Origin of the sequence: Hymenobacter cellulosilyticus (genome assembly GCF_022919215.1) — a bacterium.
Taxonomy (GTDB): domain Bacteria; phylum Bacteroidota; class Bacteroidia; order Cytophagales; family Hymenobacteraceae; genus Hymenobacter; species Hymenobacter cellulosilyticus.
Window position 1 is genome coordinate 2825547 of sequence record NZ_CP095046.1, and the last position, 23689, is coordinate 2849235.

Consider the following 23689-nt stretch of genomic DNA (forward strand, 5'->3'; position numbering starts at 1 on the left):
TTTGTAGGGTGATTCCAGGGCTTGTCGCTTACTCCCAGGACCTGCCCGGTTGCTCAATCTTCATCACCTATGGAGTCTACAATCAAAACCGAAACCCTCGACATCGAAGGAATGACCTGCGCCTCGTGCGCTTCCTTTGTCGAAAAGTCCCTGACCCGTACACCCGGCGTACAGAGGGCCGTGGTCAACTTTGCCACGGAAAAGGCCACTGTCGACTATTTACCTGCTCAGGCCAGCCCGGCCACGCTGAAAGAGGCCGTTGTGCAGGCCGGTTACGGCGTGACGGAGCGCGCCCCAGACACCAGTGCCGCCGACCGCCAGGCCGAAATCGATGAGCAGAAAGCCCGGGCCTATGCTCAGCTCAAGCGCCGGTTTTGGGTAGCAACTGGCTTGGCCATCGTTATCATGCCCCTGAGTATGCTCATGCTCTGGCCCGCTATGATGCAGCGCGTGAACATGCAATGGCTTAATTACGGATTGCTGCTGCTTACGCTGCCCGTGCTGCTTTACAGTGGGCGGGAGTTTTACACCTCGGCTTGGAATGGCTTCCGCCACCGCGCCGCCAACATGGATACCCTCATTGCCGTGGGCACCGGCGCCGCGTTTCTGTACAGCCTGGCCGCCACCGTAGTTCCGGGCTTTTTCACAAGTCGCGGCCTGATGCCGGAAGTGTACTACGACACTACGGCTACCATCATTGCCCTAATTCTGCTGGGTAAAGTGCTGGAGCTGCGGGCGAAGACGCAGACGTCGGCTGCTATTAAGTCCTTGCTGGGCTTGCAGGCCAAAACGGCCCGCCTCGTGCGCCCCGGCGGACAGGAAATCGACGTGCCCATTGAGCAGGTACAGCTCAATGACCTCATCGTAGTGCGGCCCGGCGAGAAGGTGGCCACCGACGGCATCCTTGAGGAAGGCCACTCGGCCGTGGACGAGGCCATGCTAACCGGGGAAAGCCTGCCGGTGGAGAAAAAAATCGGGGACCCAGTCTTTGGGGCTACGCTCAATAAGACCGGGTCCTTCCGCTTCCGCGTCACCAAGGTCGGCGCTGATACCATGCTCTCCCAGATTGTGAAGCTGGTAGAAGACGCTCAGGGCAGCCGGGCCCCCATTCAGCGCCTGGCCGATAAAGTCAGCGCCATCTTCGTGCCCACCGTGGTTTGCATTGCCATCCTGACCTTCGTGCTCTGGTTTGATCTGGCCCCGGTGGAAGCTCGTCTGCCGCTGGCCCTGGTCAACTTTGTAGCCGTGCTCATCATTGCCTGCCCCTGCGCTCTGGGGCTGGCCACGCCCACGGCCATCATGGTCAGCACCGGCAAAGGCGCTGAGCACGGTGTGCTGATTCGCAATGCGGAGGCGCTGGAAAAGGCATACCAAGTTAACACCGTGCTCCTCGACAAAACGGGCACCATTACCCGCGGGGAGCCCGCCGTGACGGACTTTGTGCCAGCCGCTGGACAAACCGCTAGCGAGTTGCTGCAGATCGTGGCGGCAGTAGAGCGGCAGAGTGAGCACCCGCTGGCCGAAGCCGTGGTGCGCTACGCCGATGCTCAGCAAGCCCAGACTATTCCTGCCACCGGCTTTCGAGCCGTGGAGGGTAGGGGCGCCACAGCCACTGTGAACGGGCAAGCTGTGCTTATTGGCAACTTCCGCCTGCTCGACGAGGCCGGTATCGTCCTGCCTGCGGCTGTGCGCCAGCAGGCGGATGCCTTGCTGGCCCAGGCCAAAACGGTGCTCTATATTGCCGTAGCCGGTCAGGTAGCCGGCCTGCTGGGCGTAGCCGATACAGTCCGCGACACGTCGGCCGCGGCCATCCAGCGGCTGCAGGGCATGGGTATCGAAGTGGTGATGATGACCGGCGACAATCCTCAAACGGCCGCCCAGGTCGCCGCCCAGGTCGGTATTACGCGCTACTTCGCCGAGGTGCTGCCCCAGGATAAGGCTGGTAAAGTGAAAGAGCTCCAGGCCGAAGGCCGCGTGGTAGCCATGGTCGGCGACGGCATCAACGACGCGCCCGCGCTGGCTCAGGCCGACATCGGCTTGGCCATGGGTGGCGGGACCGACGTAGCCATGGAAGCCGCGGGCATCACCCTGATGCGCTCTGACCTGCAAGGAGTAGTCACGGCTATTGAGTTGAGCCGGCAAACGATTCGTACGATCAAGCAGAACCTGTTTTTCGCCTTCATCTACAACACGCTCGGCATTCCCGTTGCCGCCGGCCTGCTCTACCCGGTCTTTGGCTGGCTACTCTCGCCCATGCTGGCCGCCGGCGCTATGGCCCTGAGCTCGGTGTCGGTGCTGACCAACTCGCTTCGCCTGCGCAGTTTTTCCCCTCTTAAGAACTAGGTATGGACACAACAGAAATCATCGTTACCCTGACGGGTTTGGCGTTGGCGGGGTTTGTCATCTGGTACTTCTTCTTTTCGGCCCGGCAGACAGCCAGCGCCGTTTCCTCATCCAGTGGCGTGCGGGAAGTCGGCATCACCGTGAAGGGCGGGTACTCGCCCGACGTGATTGAGGTAGAGCGCGGCAAGCCGGTGCAGCTGAGCTTTTACCGCGACGAGGAAAACAGTTGTTCGGAAGAATTGCTCATGCCCGATTTCAGCATCCGGCGCGATTTGCCAGCCTTCAAAACAACTCTCGTGGAGCTGTTGCCTCAGCAGGCCGGCACCTTTCCGTTCACCTGCGGCATGGGTATGCTGCGCGGCAGCCTGGTAGTTAAATAAGCAGGTGTGACGAATCTTGAGCTTCATCCCGGGTTTACGCTGCCTGCACCCGGCACCCACCGGCTGCTTGCTTTACCTGTTTTCGTTAAGCTCCTGCATAATTTCTGCAAATAGCCGCGTGGATTTGAGCCGGTCTTCCAGGGCGTACATACTGGAAGCGGTAATGAGCTCATCGGCCCGCGTTTCGACCAGAAATGCTTGTAGCTGCTGCTTGACGGTTTGCTTGCTGCCGACAAAGGAATACTTGAGCATCTGGTAGACAGAAGGGTGTTGCCACATTTCTTGCAGTTCTTCGGTCATATCTGTCGGCGGCTGCATGGGCTCTTTCGTTCTCCCCGTCAACATTCCGACAAACATCCGGATGACGCTCGTGAACTGTCGTTGGGCTTCTTCGTCGGTATGGGCCACGTAGGCGTTGATGGCCACAATGGTATACGGATGGCTCAGCGCCGCCGAAGGCTGAAACTCGGCGCGGTAAATCCGGAGCGCCTGGTGTAAGTGCGTGGAAGCAAAGTGGCTGGCAAACGCGTAGGGCAGGCCCATTTTGGCCGCCAAGTGGGCGCTATCGGTGCTGGAACCCAAGATGTACAGGGGCACCTCGGTGCCCTCGGCTATCGGGACCCGCACGGCGGCCTGCTTGTTGGCAGGAGAGAAGTAGGTCTGGATTTTGCTGATTTCCTGCGGAAAGGCCTGGGCTGCCTGCATGAAATCCGAGCGGATGGCCTTCGCGGTCGGTGAGTCGGTACCCGCCGCCCGGCCCACCCCCAAATCGATGCGGCCGGGATAGAGTCGCGCCAGGGTGCCAAATTGCTCGGCCACAATCAAGGGCGAGTGATTAGGCAACATGATGCCGCCAGAGCCCACCCGGATGGTCGTCGTATTTTCAGCCACGTACCCGATGAGCAGGGGAGGCGCGTTGCTACCAATATTATCGGAGTTATGATGTTCGGCCAGCCAGTAGCGGGTGTAGTGGGCGGCTTCGGCGGCCTGCGCCAGCGCCAACGAATTGTTCAGGGTCTGCTTTATCGTATCGCCTTGGGAGACGATGGCAAGGTCTAAAATGGAATAAGCAACCGAGGGCTTTTCAGCGCGGCTCGACTCATTGATGGGCGTAGGCATACTTCTTTAGATAAGTGGCCGCTGGTAACAGCAGGGGGCAGTTTAAACGGTTCGGAACGCTGGTTTTGGTAGCTCAAGATTTCCCCGCAGAATTTCGGCTTCGTATTCCGTATGGAAGAGGCCACGCTGCTGCAGAATGGGCACCACCAGTTCGATAAAGTCTTGTAGCCCGTGGGGATGGTCTTGCCGAACCATGAACAGGTCAATGGCCCCGGCCTCGTACCACCGCTGTATTTCCGTGGCGACTCGCTCGGCCGAGCCCATAAACAAGGGGACGGGGGTGTGCGAGTACGGGCCCAGCGCGCGGATTTCTTGATACTTCTGGTAGGCCTCGGCATCGGTGCGGCCCACGATGGAGTTTTGCGACACCGCCCGCACGAAGCCTTCAGGCCGCCGACCTTTTTCAACCAGCTTCGCGGTCAGTGCATTCGCAAGCAATAATGTTTCCTCGAAGGTGCTGCCCGCCATGAATACGCCATCGGTGTAGGACGTGGCCAGGTCCACGAAGGTGGGGGAGCTACCGGCCATGTACAAAACCGGCCGGCCCTGCACCGAGCGGCTGAGGTTCAGCGGCCCGTCCACCGAGAAGTACTTACCCCGGTAGTTGACGGGGTGCATCTTGCGCGGATTTAGAAACACGCCGCTTTGCTTATCCCTGGGGAAGGCGTCGTCCTCGTACGTGTCCCACAAACCCAGCAGTATCTCCAGAAATTCCTGGTGCATGGGGTACTGGTCGGCTTTGCCCAGGTGGCCCCGGCTGAAGTTGACCATCCCGCCGGGGTTGGAAGTGATGGCGTTCAGCGAGGCCCGTCCCTTGCTGAGTTTGTCCAGCGACAAGACCTGCCGGGCCAGGTTATACGGGTCGGTGTAGGAGGTCGAGGCCGTCAGGGAGAGGCCTATGCGCTCCGTTTTCATGGCGAGAGCCGACATGAGCGTCCCGCCCTCGAACATGCTCAGGTAGTAGGGAATGTTGCCGGGCCCGACGTGGCTGACATCGTACAAAAACAGGGTCTCAAACTTGGCCTGCTCCGCCAGCTGCGCCTGTTGAATGAAGAAATCGATGTTTTCGCCGGCGTCGGCGGGCATGGCGGGGTGGCGCCAGGAGGAAAAATTCCATCCTGGCCCATCAATGACCGCGGCCAGCTTTAAGGTTTTTCTGTTGTTCATTTCATGGAGTATAAATGTGGCGCTAGGGCATCTTCAGCAACTGCAGAAAGCTTTCCAACTCCTGCAGCTTTTCCATATTGATAGTCAAGTACATGTTGCGACCCTCTTTACACGAATGGACCAGCCCTGCATCAACCAGCGCCTTCACGTGCTGAGACATGGAGGGCTGGCTGATGGGCACGAACTCATACAGATTGGCGCATCCCAGCCGCTGCGCCCGCGCTATTTCCTGCAGCATGCGCAGGCGGTTCGGGTCGCTCAGCGACTTGGCTAGCTTGACAAGGGACTTGGTATCCATAGCAGTGGGGTGGGAATTGGAGAATTTGGCTTGGCATTCGCGGGTCGAAGTAGCGCGCGTTAACAGAGCGGATAGCTGCTGGTAAGCAGGCGGCTACTGCCAGCCGCCACCCACGGCCCGGTACAGCTCCACGTTGGCTTCGAGTTGGGTGCGCTTGAGCGAGGCCAGCTCCAACTCGCTTTGCAGCGCGTTGCTTTGGGCCGTGATGACTTCCAGGTAGCTGGCCAGGCCGCTGCCGAAGAGCAGGTTGGCGTTCCTGGTAGCCTCGCGCAGCGTACGCACCCGCTCGGTGGCCAGGGCCTGCTGGGTTTGGGTGCGCTCCACCTGCCCGAGGGCATCCGATACCTCACCCACCGCCACCAGCACCTGCTGCCGGAACTGGATGACGGTACGCTCCCGGTCAATCTGAGCCTGCTGGTACTGGGCGCGCAGGGCCCCGCGCTGAAACAGCGGCTGCGTGAGCCCCCCGACGACCGTGCCAAACAGCGAGGCTGGCAGGCTAAACCAGTTGCTGAGCTGGAAGGCGTTGAGGCCGCCCTGAGCGGTGATGGTCAGCGCGGGGTAGAGCTGGGCCTTGGTGTAGCCCACCGCGGCGTTGGCCCGGTCCAGGGCCAGCTCGGCGCTGCGCACGTCGGGCCGCCGGGCCAGCAGGGCGGCCGGCACCCCTGCCGCCGCCACCACCGGCACTCGCAGCCGCAGCAGGTTGCCGCTGCGGCTGATGCCACCCGGCAGGCGCCCGGCCAAGATACTCAGCGCATCTTCCTGCACGGTAATAGCCTGCTCCAGCTGCGGGACGAGGCCGGCGGCCGTGAGGCGCTGCACCTCTACCTGCTGCACGGCCAGCGCCGTCACCTGACCAGCTCTAAACTGCAGCCGGGTGAAGCGCAGGGTGCTGTCGGTGAGGGCCACGTTGCGCCGGGCCACTTCCAGCTGGGTGTCGAGCATCAGCAGGTTGTAGTAGCCCTGGGCTACCTGGGCCACCACCTGGGTTTGCACGGCCTTGCGGGCCTCCTGGCTTTGCAGGTAGGCGGCCAGGGCCTCCTGCTTGCGGCTGCGGATTTTGCCCCAGATGTCGGCTTCCCAGCTTAGGGCCGCCGCCAGGTTGTAGTCCTCAATGTGCTTGGTGCCCAGAAACTGGGTGAGGGAAATGCCGTTCAGGCTGTTGCCCGAAGGCCGGTTGGTGGTCACGCCCGCCTGCAGCGTGGCGGCCGGCAGGTAGCCCAGGCGGGCCTGCCGGAGGGTCGTCTGTGCCGAGGCAATGTTCTGCAGGGCCAGCTGCAAATCGTTGTTGCGCACCGTGGCGCTGTCGAGCAGCTGTTGCAAAGCTGGCTCGGTGAAGAAGCTCCGCCACGGCAGGCTGGCCACGGAGGCCGTATCAGCGGTGGGGCGGTGCGGTAGGTAGCGGGCAGGGGCAGCGCGGGCAGGGGCAGGTCTTTCGACACCTGGCAGGCCGCCACCAGCAGCAGGATGACCAGCAGCAGCGGGAGCCGGAGCCAGGGTTGGGTACGTTGGGTTGTCATGGGAATTAGCGGGCCGCGGCGTGGGCCGGCATAGGCTCGTGCGAGGCCCGGGCCGCCCGGTCGGGCGCTCCGCTGAGGCGTTCGTTCAAGCGTTGAAAAATCACAAACAGCAAGGGGATGAGGAACAAGCCCAGCACCACACCCGTGAGCATGCCGCCGGCGGCCGCGATGCTGATGGAATGGTTGCCGAGGGCCGAAGGTCCTTGCGCCCGCATCATGGGCAGCATGCCGGCCACGAAGGCCAGCGAGGTCATCAGGATGGGGCGCAGGCGCGAGGCCGAGGCGTTGAGCGCGGCGCGCACCAGCGGCTCGCCGCTGCGGCGGCGCTGCAAGGCAAACTCCACGATGAGGATGGCGTTCTTGGCCAGCAGGCCGATGAGCATAATCAGGGCCACCTGCACGTAGATGTTGTTAGTGATGCCCGCGAAGCCGATGGCGGCAAACACCCCCACCATGCCCGCCGGCAGCGACAGCAGCACCGCGAAAGGCAGGATGTAGCTTTCGTACTGCGCCGCCAGCAGGAAGTACACGAACACGATACACATCAGAAACACCACGGTGGACTGCCCGCCCGACGAAATTTCCTCGCGCGTCAGGCCCGAAAACTCGTAAGTATAGCCCGACGGAAGGTGCCGCTCCGCCACGGCCTCCACCGCCTTGATGGCGTCGCCGGTGCTGTAGCCCGGCTTAGGCATGGCGTTGATGGTCAGGGAATTGAAGAGATTGAAGCGCGAGGCCGTTTCGGGCCCGAACACCCGCTTGAGCCGCACTAGGGTGCGCAGGGGCACCATCTCGCCCCGGTCGTTTTTCACCGATACTCCGTTCAGGGCCGTCAGGTCGGCCCGGTCGGGCTGGTCGGCCTGCACAATCACGCGGTAATACTTGCCGAAGCGGTTGAAGTCCGAGGCCTGGGCGCTGCCGAAGTAGGCCTGCATGGTTTGCAGCACGCGCTGCACGCTCACGCCCAGCTGGGCGGCTTTTACCTCGTCGACCTCGGCTTCGAGCTGCGGGTAATCGGCCCGGAACGAGGTGAAGGCCATGCCGATGGCCGGCTGCTTCATCAGCTCGCCGATAAACTCCTGGCCCACCTGCCCGAGCTTGGGCAGCGGGCCGCCGTTACGGTCTTGCAGCACCATTTCCAGCCCCTCCACGTTGCCGAAGCCCGGTACGGTGGGCGTGGTAAAGACGAAGGTGTCGGCCCCTTTGATGGTCGCCGCCTTTTCGCGCATCGTCGCCATGATGGCATTGATGTCCTGCACCGCCCCGCGCTCCTGAGTGGGCTTCAGGATGACAAAAGCCGTAAGGGCCGAGGCGCTGTTCGAGGACGTCAGGATGTTGAAGCCCGAGAGCAGGTTGATGCTGGCCACGGCCGGCATGGCTTGCAGCTGCTGCTCGATTTGCGCGGCAATCTGGTTGGTGCGGTCGAGCGACGAGCCCGCCGGTAGCGCCATCGAAATGCCGACAAAGCCCTGGTCTTCGGAGGGGATAAAGCCGGTGGGCGTACGCTTGGCCAGCCAGCCGGTAAGCGCCACCACCAGCACCAGGCCGCTCAGGCCCACCCACTTGTGGCGCACCAGAAACTTGATGCTGCCCACGTAGCGGTCGGTGAGCCGCTCGAAGCTGCGGTTGAAGCCCGCAAAAAACCGGGTCTTGAACGTGCTGGGCGCGGGGTGCTCCGCGTCGTGGTCGTGCGGCGCGTGCTTGAGAAACAGCGCCGCCAGGGCGGGGCTCAGCGTCAGTGCGTTGACGGCCGAAATGATGATGGCAATGGCCATCGTGAAGGCAAACTGCCGGTAGAACACCCCCGTCGAGCCGTCCATAAAGCCCACCGGTAAGAACACGGCGGCCATGACCAGGGTGATGGAAATGATGGCCCCGGTAATTTCGCGCATGGCGTGGGCCGTGGCCTTCTTGACCGAGTGCGCGCCGGCTTCCAGCTTGCTGTGCACGGCCTCGACCACCACAATGGCGTCGTCGACCACGATGCCGATGGCCAACACCAGCGCGAAGAGCGTGAGCAGGTTGATGCTAAAGCCCACCAGCTGCATGAAGAAGAACGTGCCCACGATGGCTACCGGCACGGCAATGGCCGGAATCAGCGTGGAGCGGAAGTCCTGCAGGAAGATGAACACCACCAGAAACACCAGTACAAACGCCTCAATCAGGGTGTGCTCGACCTGCTCGATGGAGGCATCCAACGCCGTTTTGGTGCTGTAGAGCATCTGCTGCTTCACGCCTTTCGGCAAATCTTTTTCCAGCTTCTGCATGGCCTTCGCCACGGCAATCTGCAGCTCGTTGGCGTTCGAGCCGGCGCTCTGGAAGATGCCGACGTTGATGCCTGGCTTGCCATCAATGCGCACGTCCCCGTTGTAGGTGGCCGCGCCGAACTCCACCCGGGCCACGTCCTTGAGGCGCAGCATCGAGCCGTCGGCGTTGGCCCGGAGCACCATGTTTTCGTAGTCCGTGGGCTGGCTGCGCTTGCCCTTGTACTTGATGACGTACTCAAACGCTTCCTGGCTGCTTTCGCCCAGGCGGCCGGGGCGGCCTCCAGGTTGTTGGCCTGGATGGCGGCCATTACCTCGGCCGGCGTCAGGTTGTAGCTGGCCAGCTGGGCCGGCTTCAGCCAGACGCGCATGGCGTAGGCGCGGTTGCCCCCAAACAGCGCGGCCGACCCAATGCCCGGAATGCGTTTCAGCTCCGGCACCAGGTTGATTTGCGCGTAGTTCGTCAGGAAGGTCTGGTCGTATTGCTTGGGGTCCTCGGAGTAGAGGTTCAAGATGACCACCAAGCTGTTCTGCTGCTTGGCCACGGTCACGCCCTGTTGCACCACCTCGGCCGGCAGCTGGCTGGTGGCCTGCGCCACCCGGTTCTGCACGTTCACGGCCGCCTGGTCGGGGTCGGTGCCCAGCTCGAAGTTGACGCTGATAACCAGCGAGCCGTCGTTGCTGGCCGTCGAGCTCATGTACATCATGTGCTCGACGCCGTTGATGGACTCTTCCAGCGAAGGGGCCACCGAGCGCAGCAGGGTTTCGGCGTTGGCGCCGGGATACACGGCCGTCACCTGTACCACGGGGGGCGCAATGTCGGGGAACTGCTGGAGCGGCAGCTTCCACAAGGCCAGCGCGCCCATTATCACCAGCAGAATGGAGATGACCGTGGCCAGCACGGGCCGCTCAATGAATACTTTGAACATGCTATGCTGGATTAATTCTGAACGGAGGAAGCCGGGGACTGGCCGGGCGCGACGGCCACACTGGGCTGGGTCGGCTGAATAACCTGGCCTTCCTGCAAGTGGTCCACGCCCTGCAGTACAATCCTCTCACCGTCTTTCACGCCCGCGCGCACCAGGTAGTTGGCGCCGCTCTTGCCCTCGATGGTGAGGGCCCGGCGGCTGACGCGGTTGCTGTCGCCGAGCGCGTACACGAACACTTTGTCCTGCAACTCGACGGTGGCCGCGGCCGGCACCAGCAGCACGTTGGGGTGCGTCAGGGGCAGCCGGATGGTGCCCGTGTTGCCCGAGCGCAGCAGGCCGTCGGCGTTGGCAAACGTGGCCCGCAGGGTAATGGCGCCCGTCGTGCGGTCAAACTGCCCGGCCACCACGTCCACCTTGCCCCGCGTGGGGTAAGTGCTTTGGTCGGAAAGCACCAGGGTGGCGGGCGGCAGGTGCCGGAGCTTTTCCTGCAGCGTGCGGCCCGCGTACTGGGTACGGAAGGCGCTGAAGTCGTCTTCGCCCAAAGCGAAGTAGGTGTGCACCTCGTGCACGTCGGAAAGCTGCGTCAGGGCCTGGGCATCGGTGGGACCCACCAAGCTGCCCGGTTTGGTTTGCAGCCGCCCCAGGTAGCCGCTGACGGGTGCCGTGATGGTGGTATAGCCCAGGTTGATGCGGGCACTGCTGACCGCGGCCTTGGCGCGCTGCAGGTTGGCCTGGGCCACCGTGAGGGCCGCCTGGGCCGTTTTCAGCTGCACCTCGGAAACGACCTTGTTTTGCACCAGCGGCGCATACCGGTCCACTTCCACCTGCGCACTGGTGACGGCCCCGGCCGCGGCCTGCTGGGCGGCCAGGGCGTTGTTGAGTTGCTCACGGTAGGGCGCGTCGTTGATTTTAAACAGCGGCTGGCCTTTGCGCACCGCCGCGCCTTCCTCGACGAGGATGCGCTCAAGCACTCCCGTTACCTGCGGCCGAATCTCTAGGTTCACCACGCCTTCAATGGAGGCCGGGTAATCCTGGTACGTAGTTTCGGTGCCGGTGCGCACCGGGGCCACCGGCAGGGCCGGGGGTGCCACCGCTTGCTGGGGAGCCTGCTGCTCGGCGCAGCCCGCCAGCAACAGCGTGCCGGCCAGAAGAGAAAATACTTTCATAAAGTAGGAGCCCGTGAAGAAGGTTCGGGGCGTGGTTGAGAGTGAAGCAGGAGAGAATAAATACCTTTTTAATAAACAGATAATTATGTGATTATGTGATAAGGCAAAAAAAAGCGCCTTGAAGGCTACCCGGATGCGGCTGCAAAGATATCGAGCATAAATTCATAAGCAATCAATTATGTTTCGAAAAAAAGAAAAACCCGCTGCCGGGGCTAACGGGTCAAGATGTTGCTTACTGGGGAGCAGAGACTGGTTTAAGCAGTTGCAGGAAGTCTTCCAACTCCTTAAGCTTTTCCGCATTGATGGACATGCACATGTTCCGGCCTTCTTTGTGCGACTCAATCAAGCCCGCCTCGGAGAGGGCTTTGAGGTGCTGAGACATCGAGGGCTGGCTGATAGGCACGTGTTGAAACAAGTCAGCACAGACCGCAATTTCCCCTTTTGCAATTTCCTGCAACAAGCGAAGACGGGTAGGGTCGCTGAGGGATTTGGCTAGTTTGACGAGGGACTTGGTATCCATAGAAGACAAAGGTAAGCAATGTCCTTAACTCATGCGCATGGGTTAATGCTTTGTAACCGGTAGCGTGTTAAAATGGTTCGGGCACGCGGGTTTAGTGGGTGCAGTTAAGAAATTGCCCTCCCTAAACTGAATTGCCGCGTTTACCTCCGGACTGTTTTGCTGTGCAAGAACTGGCCCTACTGCGCCGGCATCGTTGCCGGCAACGATTGCACAAATAAGAAGGCTAGAACGGGCATCGGATGGGGCAAGTGGGAGGTACTATTAACGGATTATTCCTGTGCCTCACCCATTTGGCCTCTTATGCAAAGTACCCTTACTCGTCAGGTCCTGCCCACTCAATTCTGGGTGCTGGTCGGCTTTTTCCTGTTTGCCTTTCCCTTCGGATCTTTCGCGCAGGTGTTTGACATGACCGTGGCCCAGGACGGCACCGGCAATTACACCACGGTGCAGGCCGCCATCAACGCTGCGCCTACGGGCCGCACTACGCCCTTTACCATCTTCATCACAAACGGTACGTACCGGGAGCGGGTGACGATTCCGGCCAACAAGCCGTTTTTGCAGCTGATAGGGGAGAGTGTGGCCAATACCCGCATCGCCTTCAACCTGGCCAACGTACCTTCGTTCCCCGGCAACACGTCCACCGTCATTATTAATGCCTCGGACATTACGGCGGTGAATATCACCTTCGAAAACTTCTGGGAGAGTCCCCGCAGGCCCTGGCCATGTACACCACCGGCGACCGGATAGCCTTCAAGAACTGCCGCTTTCTGGGTGGGCAGGACACGGTACAACTCAACTCGCAGGCCGGCAACCGCAATTATTTCAAGGACTGCTACATCGACGGCGTAGTCGACTTCATCTTCGGCGCGGGCCGGGGTGTGTTCGAGAACTGCATCATCTACGCCCGCACCCGGCGCGACGGCGGCCCAGGCGGCTACATCACGGCGGCCAACACCCAGCCCGGACAGCCCTACGGCTTCGTGTTTCGGAACTGCATCATCCCCGAAAACCGGGGCACGACGACCTACACGCTCGGCCGCCCCTGGCAGAACGACTCCGGCTCGACGCCCACGGACCGCTCCCACACCAAAGTCGTGTGGCTTAATACCACGATGGGCAACTCCATCAAGCCCGCGGGCTGGCAGGTGTGGGACGCCGGCACCGTGACCAGCGTCATCCAATACGCCGAGTACAAGAGCCGGGATTTCAGCGGCAACCTGGTCAACATTAGTCAGCGCGTGCCCTGGTCTATCCAGCTCGCCGACGCGGACACCGTGAACTACACCCGCGCCGCCGTGCTCGGCAACTGGAACCCGTGCAGCGTGTTGCCCAACTTCTGCACCAGTGCGCCCGCCGCCATTGCCGTGTCGAATTTCCTAGCCCTGAAAGGCACGGCGACGGCGCCTTCCACCCTGCAGTGGAACCTCAGCTGGCCCATCGGCGGCGTGCAGTACCAACTGTTCCGCAGCAACGTGCGCCGCGGTACCTACGCCCCGGTTTACACCACCACGTCGGCCGTCGCCACCAACATCAACTTCGGCACGACGGACCCCATCCCCGCGCCTGGCACCACCTATTACTACTACGTGCGCGCTTCTAAGCCTGGCCTGGCCGCGCACGTGACCGATACGCTGCAGGTGTCGAGTACGCCCACCATCCTGACCACGGGCAGTTTCCAGGCGTTCCTGCAGGGTGGGAATCAGCCCTCGGCGGCGCAGAACCTCCTCGTCAGCGGCGAAAACCTGACGGCCGGGCTGGTCATCACGGCCCCCGCGAACTTCCAGGTATCGGTCAATGGCGGTAACACCTGGTTCTCAAGCGCGACCCTGACACCCGGCGCCAACGGCGCTGTGGCCAGCACCACTCTGAGTGTGCGTCTGAATGCGGCCAGCGTGGGCACCCACACTGGCAGCCTCAGCCTGACCTGCACGGGTGCGGCAACTGTCAGCTTACCCTTGAACGGCACGGCCCAGGCCGCCGCCTTGCCGCAGTCGTTTCCACTGTTGTGGTGGCCTTTGACCCGCTCCAACCAGGATAGCGCCGCCGTGCGCAGCAGTGCCCTGACGAGTAGCGTGCCTACGTTTCGCAAGTTTGTTATCTCCTCGGGTTCCGCCGCGGCTACCATTCCGCCCTATTCTACTCGCTACGGTCAGCGTTTGCCCCAACAGCCGATGGAGGCTGGACCACGGCCCTCGGCGGCCCCGGCGGCAACCTGAGCCGCACCTTCTATAAACAGTTCACGGTGACGCCCAGCGGCACAACACCCGTGCGGGTAGATTCGGTGTTGTTCACCTCCTATGTAACAGGCTCGACCAGCAACACGAAAATGGCGGTCGTATGGTCGCGCAGTAGCTTTGCCACCGACTCGGCCGACGTGAGCGGTGGCAGAGGCCCCGCCGGCATGCTGCCCAGCACGGCCAATGCGGGCTTTCCGACGCCGGTTTTGCTGGGTACGCAGGCCGCCTACCGCCTGGCTTTTGCTGGGGCCAGTGGTACGACGTTGCAGCCCGGGCAGCGCCTCACGTTCCGGGTGTATTTCAGCTGTGGCTCCACGACTACCACGACCCGGTTTGCGACCCTCAAAAATGTGCTGGTGAAAGGGGAGGCGCAGGTGGTGACCGGTACGCGCCGCACCACCAACACCACTTGGCAACTGTACCCCAATCCAGCTACGGCCGAGGTGTTACTGGTGCATCCGGTGGCCACGCAGGAAACCGTAATCACCGTCTATTCCCCGATGGGGCAGCGGGTAGCAACCATTGCTTGCCCGGTCGGCAGCCAACAGACCTTGCTAGACATGCAGCACCTCACCAGCAGCCAGTACTTGGTGCACTATAGCAACGGCACCACACAATTCACGGCCAAACTGCTCAAGCAGTAGCAGCTACTAGCCCTTGCACCGGCAGCCAGCCTGAACCAAGTTCAGGCTGGCTGCTTGGTGTGAGTCGGTCGCGCCGCAGCAAGGTAACCAGCCGAAGAGCCTGTTTATTGGGCACCGCCTCCTGGACATTGGGTTGCACCATAGCACTACCCAGCGCCCGCTAGGCCTCGTGCTTGCCAAGCATAAAGTCCCGCGCTTCGTAGCGTCAGAAGTACCCTTGATCCTTTCTAGGCGACGGCCGCCTGGATGTTAATGGTAAACTCGTCGGCGTTGGGAATATTGCAGGCCTTGAAGCGCACCCGCTTCTACATCAGTTTCGAAGTGAAATGGACGCTGCACGCCAACTGCGGTGCATGTCATTAGTGACACGCAGGCGAAATAGAGTAAAAAGTAGAGCCAGCAGCCTCATGAGGCCTATGTAATTCAAAAACTACAAGTGGGTAACACTACTACGGCTGAAGATGTGAAAGACTGCGGTTATACCACAAGCTGTATCCCAGTAATAGAAAAAGGCCCTTCACACACTGTGAAGGGCCTTTTTAGTGGTCGCGCTAGGAATCGAACCTAGATCAAGAGCTTCGGAAACTCTTATACTATCCGTTGTACGACGCGACCAGTCCGGAGCGGATATGGGGCAAAAGTAGAGAGAAAAACATGCCCTGCCAAACGCAAAATGCATTTGCTGATCCAGTAGGCGCAATAATTCTGTTACGCAGCAGTATAACCAAATTTGACTCAAGTCAGTTAAGTCAGATACACAACCGATTACTTGTCAACCAACACCTACCCATGAAAAAGAATTTGTATACGGCCGATGCAACGGCCACCGGCGGCCGTAGCGGCCATGTACGCTCCTCCGACAGCGTAATTGATATGGACATGTCGGTGCCCGAAGGGCTGGGCGGCCGCAAAGGCGCTACCAATCCCGAGCAGTTGTTTGCCGCTGGCTACGCCTCGTGTTTTCAGCAGGCGCTGATTGTCATTGCTGGCCGAGAAAACGTGAAGCTGAGCCCGAAAGCACGGTGCAGTGCTCGGTAACGCTGTTTCAGGAAGGCGAAGGCTACGGCCTGAGCGCCGTGCTGGACGTGGATTTGAAAGACATCGACCAGCAAAAAGCTTTCGACATCGTGAACAAGGCCCATCAGATTTGCCCATACTCTGTCGGAACACGCGGCAATATGGAAGTTGAACTGAAAGTAGCCGGTCAGGCTGCGCCCGTTGCTGCCGATAACGAATAGCTCGACTGCTAATTTAATTTTACAAAAAAGGTCCTGCTGGTATTCAGCAGGACCTTTTTTGTAGCGCGATTAGGAAAAACGTATGAAAGCAGCCTAGTTCAGGCTGGTAGTCCCGGGTGCTGTTTGCTTGGCAGCGTTGCCCACGAGCATTTGCACGGGGTAGGGTAGAAGGACGTAACAGAGTTGGTGTAGCGCATGCGGCGGATAGGCGTGTCGCGCTGAAAGACGGTGGGAAATTTGGCACCCACGGGCACCAGCATAACGCCGCTGGGCTGGGTTTTAACGCCAAATCGATTGTCCAGCACCGTATCGAAGTAGTATAGGTAGGGACTGAGCCAGTTGAAATAGGTTTTGGCGCGGGTGTTGGAAGCCGTTTCGATGCGCAGTCCGGGGTCGTCTGTAGCCAACGCTTTCTGCATCTCGATGACGTTGATGGGCTTGTTGTTCAGGAGAGGTACAGCATCCCACTGAGCATCAAGCATGGCCCATTTGCGCTGATCCCGCAGCCAGACCTCGGTAATAGCGTGCCCGGCGCCTTCACGGCGGGTTTCCGAGTCAGCCGTCTTGAGGTAAACGGCCCGTGCCGGCATGCCCATTGCGGTGAGTACCCCGCTAAGCACAATGCTATATTCAATGCACTGAAAGTTGTGGCCCAGATCCGCATCCTTTAAAATAGAAAGCGGGTCAGGCTTTTTGGCTCGCACGTGTCCATCGTGTACCCAACGGTTATGAACCCAGGTGCAGAGCGTACGTGCTTTATCGAGGTCGGTATCTTTGCCCGCTACGATGTCGTTCAGAGCGTAATTCTCACGCAGCGTCACCAGATACGGCTCATCAGGAGCGCTAAACTGAAACGTATACGAGGTCGGGTCGGCAGTTGTGGTAAACTCCAGCGGCTGATTCTTTACCACCGGGTGCTGGGCTGCTGCTGGCGAACTAGCGCACAACACGGCCAGCAGGACAACTCCGGTCAGGGCCTTATACATCATGAGTAAAAGTTTGAGGCAAGTAGGCAGAAGGGTAAGACAGTGAGAGAGGCAGGAATCTAACGTGAAATAACGGCGTAGGTTTTTACCCGGCTGTATTGCATAAACTGGAATAATTTGTTAGCAACCTGTTGATGATATAGTATAATCACATGATTATGTAGCATAAAAAAGCCCGCTCAGCTAGCGAGCGGGCTTTTTAGTTATTTCCGGCAACGGAAATAACTGACCTTATACTCCTTGCGAAGCCAGAACTTCTTTTACTTTCTGGGCAGCATCTTTCAGCAATACGGCCGAGAATACCTTCAGGCCGCTCTCGTCGATGATGCGGGCACCTTCCTCAGCGTTGGTACCCTGCAGGCGCACGATGATTGGCACTTTGATGTCGCCAATGTTCTTGTAGGCTTCCACGACACCGTTGGCTACCCGGTCGCAACGCACGATACCGCCAAAGATGTTGATCAGAATGGCCTTCACGTTTGGGTCCTTCAGGATGATGCGGAAACCGGCTTCTACGGTTTGGGCATTGGCTCCGCCCCTACGTCGAGGAAGTTGGCGGGCTCGCCACCGCTCAGCTTGATGATATCCATGGTAGCCATGGCCAGACCAGCGCCGTTCACCATGCAGCCCACGTTGCCGTCGAGCTTCACATAGTTCAGGTTCGAAGCCGAAGCTTCTACTTCCAGCGGGTCTTCCTCGTTGGTGTCGCGCAGGGCTACGAAGTCTTTGTGACGATACAGGGCGTTTTCGTCGAGGCTTACCTTGGCGTCTACGGCCAGGATCTTGTTGTCCGAGGTCTTCAACACGGGGTTGATTTCGAACATCGAGGAGTCGGTTTCGTCGTAAGCCTTATAAAGAGCCGTTACGAACTTTACCATCTCCTTGAACGCCTCGCCTTCTACACCCAGGTTGAAGGCAATTTTGCGGGCCTGGAAGCCCTGCAGACCCACGCGGGGTCAATTACTTCCTTGTGAATCTTCTCGGGATGCGCCTCGGCTACTTCCTCGATGTCCATGCCACCCTCGGTGGTGTAGATGATGACGTTTTTGCCGGAAGTACGGTCGAGCAGTACGCTCATGTAGTATTCCTTGGGCTCGGAAGCACCAGGGTAGTACACGTCCTGGGCCACCAGTACTTTGTGCACTTTGCGGCCTTCGGCACCGGTTTGCTTGGTTACGAGCTGCATGCCGATGATCTGGCCGGCAATGTCTTTTACCTGCTCCAGGTTTTTGGCGAGTTTCACCCCGCCCCCTTTGCCGCGGCCACCCGCGTGGATCTGGGCCTTAATCACGTGCCAGCTGGTGCCGGTGTCGGCGGTCAGCTTCTTGGCCGCTTCTACAGCTTCTTCAGCAGTGTCGGCTACAATGCCTTCCTGCACGCGGACGCCGTAGCTTTTGAGGATTTCTTTACCCTGATACTCGTGAATGTTCATAGAGGGTCAGTTCAATGGGGGTTGACGGGGTGGTGTTCTACTAGGCCACGAAAGTAGGCATTATTCGCTGTCATTGCGAGCATGGCCAGGGAATCCAGCTAGCAGAAGCTGAAAAACGCCTTTTTAACCACCATTAGCCCGATTTGTTAGCCGGACAATCGGTTGTTCTCAGCCTCCTGCTGGCCCCAGGCTTAGACAGAAGTAGAACTACCGGCCGTACCACTGGGCCATAATCTGCTCGGCGGGCTTGTGCTGGGGCGTAAAGTCGGCGTGGCGGCGGGCGGGGCCGTCGGGCTGCAGGCCGGGGTACCATTTCCAGATAAAGAGCCCCTTGAACCAGGGCTGGGGCCAGAAGGTCTCAAACAATGCCGCGTAGCAGGCGGCCTGGGTTTGCTCGTCCGCGGTGTAAAACACGGCCGTCCGGTCGGGCCAGGTCCAGGGCTCGATGGCCGCGTCGGCGGTGTTGCGGTAGCCGGCCTCCGTGAAGACCACCGGCTTTTTGTATTTGCGCTGCACCCGCTCAATAGCCGCTTTGTGCGCCTGCCAGGCGGCCAGCAGCTCGGCCTGAGGCGGACTCGACGTTTTGCTCAACGGGAAATACGCCTGAATGCCGATGAAGTCCAGTGCATCCCAGAAGCGGACCTGTTCAAACTCCCCGCTCCAGTTAGCCGCGTACGTCAGCGGACCGTGGTACACATTGCGCACCTGTTTAATAAGAGTACGCCACTCTTTCTCGTGACTGACGGTTTTGCCCAACTCGGTACCAATGCAGAGCCCGGCAAAGTGGTTAGCCTCGGCTAGCTGGGCGTAGTGCAGCATAAATGTAGAGTAGGCGGCAAACCAGGCCTGCCAGTCGGCAGGTGTCTGCATCTCGATGCTGCCGGGCCAGGCGCCTTGCCCGCGCACCCAGAGGTGGGGCTTGAGCAGCGTCTGAATGCCGCGCTGCTGGGCCAGTTGCGCGGTATAGATGAGGCCAAAGTCGGTTTCGCCCCACAGGCCCCGGCGCCGCTGCTGCCCAGTGCGGGTGCCGGTGTGAAGCTGCACTGTGGGCTGGGTTGCGGCGGCCTGCCAGCCGAAGGGCATCTGGGCTATCCAGGTCACGTGAGCCCGCGTGAGAGGCTCCAGGTCGGCCCCGGTTACTGAGTCGCCCGCCACCCAGCTGACGCCCGGAAGCGGCCGTCGGCCAGCAGCTCCGCCAAGGGCCGGGCGGTGGCCGGGGAGGGCGGGAGCGGAGTGGGCGAGTGGGGCCAGTGCCACCAGGAAGCGGCCAGGGCCAGGAACAGACCCAGCATCAGAGCAGGACCGGCCCACAGCCACTGGCGCGAAGCAAACAAAGCAACCATACTGGGCTGAAGCGCGAAGTGAGCAAAAAAGAAATTAGGCCCGCAGGCAGCACTACCCACGTTTTATGCGTAGCAGGCCGGAGGAGCTGGTCGGTAACCCGTAGCTAATCTGCACTTGAAACCCGACAACTCCCTACATTCCGTAGATTTGTTTTTAATACGCGCCCATTCAATTCTGCTTTCCCTTGCTGCAGGCCATCAACGTTCGGAAGAAATACAACACGCTGGAAGTGCTCCGGGGCATTGATTTAACGATTGAAAAATCAGAAATCGTGTCGATTGTCGGCTCCTCGGGGCCGGAAAAAGTACGCTGCTGCACATTCTGGGCACCCTCGACAACCCCGATTCGGGCGAAGTGCTGTTTGATGGCACCTCGGTCAGCTCCCTGGGCCGGGCCAATCTGGCCAAGTTCCGCAACCGGCACATCGGCTTCATCTTCCAGTTTCACAACCTGCTGCCTGAGTTTACGGCCCTGGAAAACGTGTGCCTGCCGGCGTATCTGGCCGGCCGCTCAGAAAAGGAAACCCGGGTGCGGGCCCGCGAGTTGCTCGGCATGCTCAACCTGGAGCGCCGCGCCGACCACAAGCCCTCGGAAATGAGCGGCGGGGAGCAGCAGCGCACGGCCGTAGCCCGGGCTCTGATCAACTCGCCCGAAATCATCTTTGCCGATGAGCCCAGCGGTAACCTCGACTCCCAAAACGCCCAGGAGCTGCACCAGATTTTCTTTTTGCTGCGCAAAGAGCTCGGGCAAACCTTCGTAATTGTGACCCACAACGACCAGCTGGCCGAAATGGCCGACCGTAAAATCACGATGAAGGACGGCAACATCTGGGAAGGCTAGCCCCAAGCTTTCGATAACCAGCTCAGAATAAAATCGTTAAAAGCTCTGTTGGACTACTGGTCCGGCAGAGCTTTTTTGTTTGCCAGGCTAGTAAGCAACGTCTGTCAGGTTCTGACTAAAGAATTTAGCATATAGTTAGAAGACCGGGAACACATAGTATATGGCTTACGTTAGCTATTCTGCTAACATGGTTAGAAATGAGGTATTTGAAAATACTTTGCAAGTAGTTGATAATCAGTAATAAAAATTACTAAAAAAGTACTGGTTTTTTGCACCAAAAACCCCGTACTTTAGTTTACTAATAGAACAACAGAACGTACTACAGGACACTTATGGAAACCGCCATGAACGAAGCCACGAAAGCACCCAAGAACCAGGTCAACAAGACCAAAGTCGAGAGCTACGACATTGCTCGCTCCGACGAGACGTTGCACTTGGCCACGGATTTGGCCAAGTTCATTAAAGAGAATAAGCTCAGCACTACGGTGCAGGGCAAGGAGTTTGTGAACGTGGAAGGCTGGCAGTACGCCGGTTCGCGCCTGGGCATCGTGCCCATCGTGGACCACGTCATCAACGTGAGCACCGAGACGGAACTGAAATATCAGGCCAAAGTGACGCTGTTCGACTTGCGCAGCGGCCACACGGTAGGTGCGGGCTTCGCTATCTGCTCGAATAAGGAGCAGGGCAAGAAGTTCTACCAGGAGTTTGCCATCATGAGCATGGCCCAGACCCGGGCTATCGGCAAAGCCTACCGCAACATCCTGGCCTGGATTATCCGGGCGGCGGGCTACGAGCCCACCCCGGCTGAGGAAATGGATTACGGCGGAAACACGACCGATGCGAAGGTGGTTGCTGCTGTTCCGGCTCCTCAGGAAGCTCCCGCTGCCCAGGTAGCCGCGGCCATGAAGGCCGTACCCGCTGAGCCTGTGGCCGCTGAAGCTGCCGCTCCCGCAGTAGCCTATGCTACGGCGTCGCAGAAAGAGGAAATCATCCGCTTGCTCAACCATCCGGTGATTACCCGTCAGGAAAAGACCAAGATGCTCTTGAACATCAACCGTCTGGACGAAGAGCGCGCCACCTCGGCTATCAACAAGCTGAAGAAGGCCATCGACGACCGTGAGAACGGCGAGTCGGCTGCCGCTTAAGCTACAGGAGGATCTTATATCGAAAGCCCGGTTCCGTATGGAGCCGGGCTTTTTTGTTTGCCTGCTTGGTAATCACAACAGGCGTCTTCCGTTTCCCGCCCGGCGGCCCTACCTTCGCTGTTCTATTCTACTCTCGTATTCTTAGGCCTTGTCACAGCTACCCACCGACGATATTCTGCTGGTTTTGCGCCAAACCTGGGGCCATTCGGCGTTTCGGCCCATGCAGGAGGATATTATCCGCTCGGTGCTGGCCGGGCAGGATACGCTGGCCTTGCTGCCGACGGGTGGGGGCAAGAGCATCTGCTTTCAGGTGCCGGCTCTGGCCCGGCCGGGCTTGTGCGTAGTCGTGTCGCCGCTGATTGCGTTGATGAAAGACCAGGTAGAAAACCTGCGCAAGCGCGGCATCAAGGCCGAGGCGGTATATGCGGGCATGAGCCACACCGAAATTGACCAGACCCTGGACAACTGCGTGTACGGGCCGGTAAAGTTTCTCTACGTGAGTCCGGAGCGGCTTCTGACCGACATGTTTCAGGCCCGGGTCAAGAAGATGAAGGTGAGTCTGCTGGCCGTGGATGAGGCCCACTGCCTCTCGCAGTGGGGCTACGATTTCCGGCCACCGTACCTGCGCATTGCCGAGCTACGGGAGTTGCTGCCGGGGGTACCCTGCATTGCGCTTACAGCCACGGCCACCGAGCAAGTGCGCCAGGATATTGTGGAGAAGCTGCGCTTCGGGGCCAGCCACCGGGTGTTTCAGCAGAGCTTTGCCCGGCCCAACCTCTCGTATTCGGTGCTGAGTACTGAGGATAAGCTGCGGCGGCTGGAAGAAGTGGTGCGCGGGGTAGGGGCCGACAAAACCAGCATCGTGTATGCCCGCACCCGCCGCCAAACCGAAGACACGGCTGCGTTTCTGCAGCAGGCCGGGATGAAGGCCGCGCCGTATCATGCGGGGCTACCTTCGGAACAGCGCACCCGTACCCAGCAGGACTGGATGCAGAACCGCATCCGCTGCATCGTGGCGACCAACGCTTTCGGAATGGGCATTGATAAGCCCGATGTGCGCCTGGTCGTGCACCTCGACGCGCCAGATAATCTGGAAGCCTACTACCAGGAAGCGGGCCGGGCCGGGCGAGACGAGAAGTATGCCTTTGCCGTGCTGCTGCAAGGTCCCAACGATGCCGACGAGCTGCGCCGCCGTACCCAGCAGGCCTTTCCACCCCTCGACACGGTGCGGCGGGTGTACCAGGCCCTGGCCAACTTCTCGCGTACGGCTGTAGGCGGCGGCGAGCTGGTAGCCTTCGACTTTGACCTGCAGCAATTCGCCGAAACCTACCGCATCAAGGCCTTGGACGCGCATAACAGCCTGCGGACCCTGGAGCGGGAAGGCTTCGTGCAGGTAAATGAGGCCGTGAATAACCCGGCCCGGGTGCACATTCCCATCGACCACACCGACCTGTACCGGTTCCAAGTAGCCAATGCCCAGCACGACCAGCTTATTAAAAGCCTGCTGCGCTTCAACGGCGGGGAATTGTTTGTCGGCTTCCAGCGGATTTCGGAGAACAGCCTGGCCCAGCACCTGAAGAAAAGCGTGCTGGATGTGCGCAAAATGCTGGTATTCCTGCACCGCTCGGGCATTATTCAGTACCAGCCCAAGCACGAGTCGCCCCAGGCACTGTTTACCACCGGCCGCTACGATGCCGAGAAGCTGCCCTTGGACCAGAAGCGGCTCAACCAGGCCCGGGAACTGGCCGTGCACAAAACCGAGTCGGTGATTCGCTACGCCCAGGGTGGGCGCTGCCGCCAACAGCTGCTGCTGGAGTACTTCGGGGAGCTGGATGCGGCTGCCTGCAAGGTGTGCGACTATTGTCTGGCCCAGAAGAAAGCCAAGCAGGCTGCCACGCCGACCGCCGGGCTGCGGGAGCAGCTGGTGCAGCTGCTCAAGGCCACGCCCAGACGCCTCGGGAAGTACTGGCCCACTTTGCGCCGGGGCAGGCCACTGAGATTACCGAGCAACTGCGGGAGCTGGTGGAGCTGGGCCAGTTGCGCTATGCCCCGGACGGACGACTAGGGTAGAGCCACTTGGTCTTGCTATCCGGGTTAGCTTTGCCTGGCTCTATCTA

At 60.1% G+C, this 23689-nt stretch carries 19 protein-coding genes, 1 tRNA gene and 3 pseudogenes; 10 read left to right on the forward strand and 13 right to left on the reverse strand.

Annotated features, from left to right (window positions below):
* The first annotated feature begins 69 nt into the window (after window positions 1-69).
* Complete coding sequence (locus MUN79_RS13895; protein WP_244678196.1) at window positions 70-2343, forward strand: heavy metal translocating P-type ATPase; 2274 nt, start codon at window positions 70-72, stop codon at window positions 2341-2343.
* Window positions 2344-2345: 2 nt separating this feature from the next.
* Window positions 2346-2723 carry a cupredoxin domain-containing protein gene (locus MUN79_RS13900; RefSeq protein ID WP_244678197.1) on the forward strand — a complete coding sequence of 126 codons (378 nt, stop codon included), beginning with the start codon at window positions 2346-2348 and terminating at the stop codon, window positions 2721-2723.
* A 72-nt stretch (window positions 2724-2795) separates the two neighbouring features.
* Here MUN79_RS13900 and MUN79_RS13905 read toward each other — a convergent pair whose 3' ends face one another.
* From MUN79_RS13905 to MUN79_RS13935, 8 genes and pseudogenes are all read right to left on the reverse strand, one after another.
* Window positions 2796-3842: an LLM class flavin-dependent oxidoreductase gene (locus tag MUN79_RS13905; protein WP_244678198.1), complete on the reverse strand. Its 1047-nt coding sequence runs from the start codon at window positions 3840-3842 to the stop codon at window positions 2796-2798.
* Between the two features lie 42 nt (window positions 3843-3884).
* Entirely contained in the window at window positions 3885-5009 is a 1125-nt protein-coding gene (locus tag MUN79_RS13910; protein WP_244678199.1) for an LLM class flavin-dependent oxidoreductase, read from the reverse strand.
* Between the two features lie 22 nt (window positions 5010-5031).
* A complete protein-coding gene (locus MUN79_RS13915) occupies window positions 5032-5307 on the reverse strand; it encodes an ArsR/SmtB family transcription factor (protein ID WP_244678200.1) in 276 nt (91 codons plus the stop codon).
* Window positions 5308-5400: 93 nt separating this feature from the next.
* Window positions 5401-6804: a TolC family protein gene (locus MUN79_RS13920; RefSeq protein WP_311136780.1), complete on the reverse strand. Its 1404-nt coding sequence runs from the start codon at window positions 6802-6804 to the stop codon at window positions 5401-5403.
* A 28-nt stretch (window positions 6805-6832) separates the two neighbouring features.
* A complete protein-coding gene (locus MUN79_RS13925; RefSeq protein WP_311136781.1) occupies window positions 6833-9454 on the reverse strand; it encodes an efflux RND transporter permease subunit in 2622 nt (873 codons plus the stop codon).
* Window positions 9427-10020, reverse strand: a pseudogene (locus MUN79_RS31000) (efflux RND transporter permease subunit); the annotation flags it as partial. The gene MUN79_RS13925 and the pseudogene MUN79_RS31000, both read right to left, overlap by 28 nt.
* 11 nt (window positions 10021-10031) lie before the next feature.
* The gene (locus MUN79_RS13930) at window positions 10032-11186 is read right to left on the reverse strand and encodes an efflux RND transporter periplasmic adaptor subunit (RefSeq protein ID WP_244678201.1); all 1155 of its coding nucleotides are present in this window, start codon (window positions 11184-11186) and stop codon (window positions 10032-10034) included.
* A gap of 232 nt (window positions 11187-11418) precedes the next feature.
* Window positions 11419-11706: an ArsR/SmtB family transcription factor gene (locus MUN79_RS13935; protein ID WP_244678202.1), complete on the reverse strand. Its 288-nt coding sequence runs from the start codon at window positions 11704-11706 to the stop codon at window positions 11419-11421.
* A gap of 300 nt (window positions 11707-12006) precedes the next feature.
* Here MUN79_RS13935 and MUN79_RS30075 point away from each other — a divergent pair, with 300 nt between their 5' ends.
* From MUN79_RS30075 to MUN79_RS13945, 3 genes are read left to right on the forward strand one after another with little or no spacing between them, the layout of a single operon-like run.
* A complete protein-coding gene (locus tag MUN79_RS30075) occupies window positions 12007-12453 on the forward strand; it encodes a pectinesterase family protein (RefSeq protein WP_262923040.1) in 447 nt (148 codons plus the stop codon).
* Window positions 12429-13922, forward strand: a complete 1494-nt coding sequence (locus MUN79_RS13940) for a pectinesterase family protein (protein ID WP_262923041.1) — start codon at window positions 12429-12431, stop codon at window positions 13920-13922. The genes MUN79_RS30075 and MUN79_RS13940 overlap by 25 nt, the downstream gene beginning before the upstream one ends.
* A 26-nt stretch (window positions 13923-13948) precedes the next feature.
* Entirely contained in the window at window positions 13949-14587 is a 639-nt protein-coding gene (locus tag MUN79_RS13945; protein ID WP_244678203.1) for a T9SS type A sorting domain-containing protein, read from the forward strand.
* Window positions 14588-15130: 543 nt separating this feature from the next.
* Here MUN79_RS13945 and MUN79_RS13950 read toward each other — a convergent pair.
* Window positions 15131-15202, reverse strand: a tRNA-Arg gene (locus MUN79_RS13950).
* A gap of 174 nt (window positions 15203-15376) precedes the next feature.
* Here MUN79_RS13950 and MUN79_RS13955 point away from each other — a divergent pair.
* Complete coding sequence (locus MUN79_RS13955; RefSeq protein ID WP_244678204.1) at window positions 15377-15625, forward strand: Ohr family peroxiredoxin; 249 nt, start codon at window positions 15377-15379, stop codon at window positions 15623-15625.
* On the forward strand, window positions 15610-15825 hold the full coding sequence (locus tag MUN79_RS13960; protein ID WP_244678205.1) for an OsmC family protein: 216 nt from the start codon (window positions 15610-15612) through the stop codon (window positions 15823-15825). Before MUN79_RS13955 ends, MUN79_RS13960 begins: the two co-directional genes overlap by 16 nt.
* Before the next feature lie 98 nt (window positions 15826-15923).
* Here MUN79_RS13960 and MUN79_RS13965 read toward each other — a convergent pair whose 3' ends face one another.
* The 4 genes and pseudogenes from MUN79_RS13965 to MUN79_RS13980 all read right to left on the reverse strand — a co-directional run bounded on the left by MUN79_RS13965 (window position 15924) and on the right by MUN79_RS13980 (window position 19586).
* Window positions 15924-16814, reverse strand: a complete 891-nt coding sequence (locus tag MUN79_RS13965; protein ID WP_244678206.1) for a transglutaminase-like domain-containing protein — start codon at window positions 16812-16814, stop codon at window positions 15924-15926.
* Window positions 16815-17042: 228 nt separating this feature from the next.
* Window positions 17043-18243, reverse strand: a pseudogene (gene sucC, locus MUN79_RS13970) (ADP-forming succinate--CoA ligase subunit beta).
* 207 nt (window positions 18244-18450) lie between these two features.
* The gene (locus tag MUN79_RS13975; RefSeq protein WP_244678207.1) at window positions 18451-19398 is read right to left on the reverse strand and encodes a glycoside hydrolase family 113; all 948 of its coding nucleotides are present in this window, start codon (window positions 19396-19398) and stop codon (window positions 18451-18453) included.
* The gene (locus MUN79_RS13980) at window positions 19380-19586 is read right to left on the reverse strand and encodes a hypothetical protein (RefSeq protein ID WP_244678208.1); all 207 of its coding nucleotides are present in this window, start codon (window positions 19584-19586) and stop codon (window positions 19380-19382) included. The genes MUN79_RS13975 and MUN79_RS13980 overlap by 19 nt, the downstream gene beginning before the upstream one ends.
* Before the next feature lie 185 nt (window positions 19587-19771).
* Here MUN79_RS13980 and MUN79_RS13985 point away from each other — a divergent pair.
* The 3 genes and pseudogenes from MUN79_RS13985 (at window position 19772) to MUN79_RS13995 (ending at window position 23637) form a co-directional block, all read left to right on the forward strand.
* Window positions 19772-20427: pseudogene (locus tag MUN79_RS13985) on the forward strand (ABC transporter ATP-binding protein).
* Between the two features lie 332 nt (window positions 20428-20759).
* The gene (locus MUN79_RS13990) at window positions 20760-21572 is read left to right on the forward strand and encodes a hypothetical protein (protein WP_244678209.1); all 813 of its coding nucleotides are present in this window, start codon (window positions 20760-20762) and stop codon (window positions 21570-21572) included.
* A gap of 148 nt (window positions 21573-21720) precedes the next feature.
* Window positions 21721-23637: a RecQ family ATP-dependent DNA helicase gene (locus MUN79_RS13995; protein ID WP_244678210.1), complete on the forward strand. Its 1917-nt coding sequence runs from the start codon at window positions 21721-21723 to the stop codon at window positions 23635-23637.
* Window positions 23638-23689: the final 52 nt, after the last annotated feature.

Coding starts and splice junctions, on each gene's coding strand:
- MUN79_RS13910 (WP_244678199.1), bottom strand. CDS start 5,009: ATGAACAACAGAAAAACCTTAAAGCTGGCCGCGGTCATTGATGGGCCA.
- MUN79_RS13900 (WP_244678197.1), top strand. CDS start 2,346: ATGGACACAACAGAAATCATCGTTACCCTGACGGGTTTGGCGTTGGCG.
- MUN79_RS30075 (WP_262923040.1), top strand. CDS start 12,007: ATGCAAAGTACCCTTACTCGTCAGGTCCTGCCCACTCAATTCTGGGTG.
- MUN79_RS13955 (WP_244678204.1), top strand. CDS start 15,377: ATGAAAAAGAATTTGTATACGGCCGATGCAACGGCCACCGGCGGCCGT.
- MUN79_RS13940 (WP_262923041.1), top strand. CDS start 12,429: ATGTACACCACCGGCGACCGGATAGCCTTCAAGAACTGCCGCTTTCTG.
- MUN79_RS13980 (WP_244678208.1), bottom strand. CDS start 19,586: ATGGTTGCTTTGTTTGCTTCGCGCCAGTGGCTGTGGGCCGGTCCTGCT.
- MUN79_RS13965 (WP_244678206.1), bottom strand. CDS start 16,814: ATGATGTATAAGGCCCTGACCGGAGTTGTCCTGCTGGCCGTGTTGTGC.
- MUN79_RS13905 (WP_244678198.1), bottom strand. CDS start 3,842: ATGCCTACGCCCATCAATGAGTCGAGCCGCGCTGAAAAGCCCTCGGTT.
- MUN79_RS13935 (WP_244678202.1), bottom strand. CDS start 11,706: ATGGATACCAAGTCCCTCGTCAAACTAGCCAAATCCCTCAGCGACCCT.
- MUN79_RS13930 (WP_244678201.1), bottom strand. CDS start 11,186: ATGAAAGTATTTTCTCTTCTGGCCGGCACGCTGTTGCTGGCGGGCTGC.
- MUN79_RS13895 (WP_244678196.1), top strand. CDS start 70: ATGGAGTCTACAATCAAAACCGAAACCCTCGACATCGAAGGAATGACC.
- MUN79_RS13990 (WP_244678209.1), top strand. CDS start 20,760: ATGGAAACCGCCATGAACGAAGCCACGAAAGCACCCAAGAACCAGGTC.
- MUN79_RS13915 (WP_244678200.1), bottom strand. CDS start 5,307: ATGGATACCAAGTCCCTTGTCAAGCTAGCCAAGTCGCTGAGCGACCCG.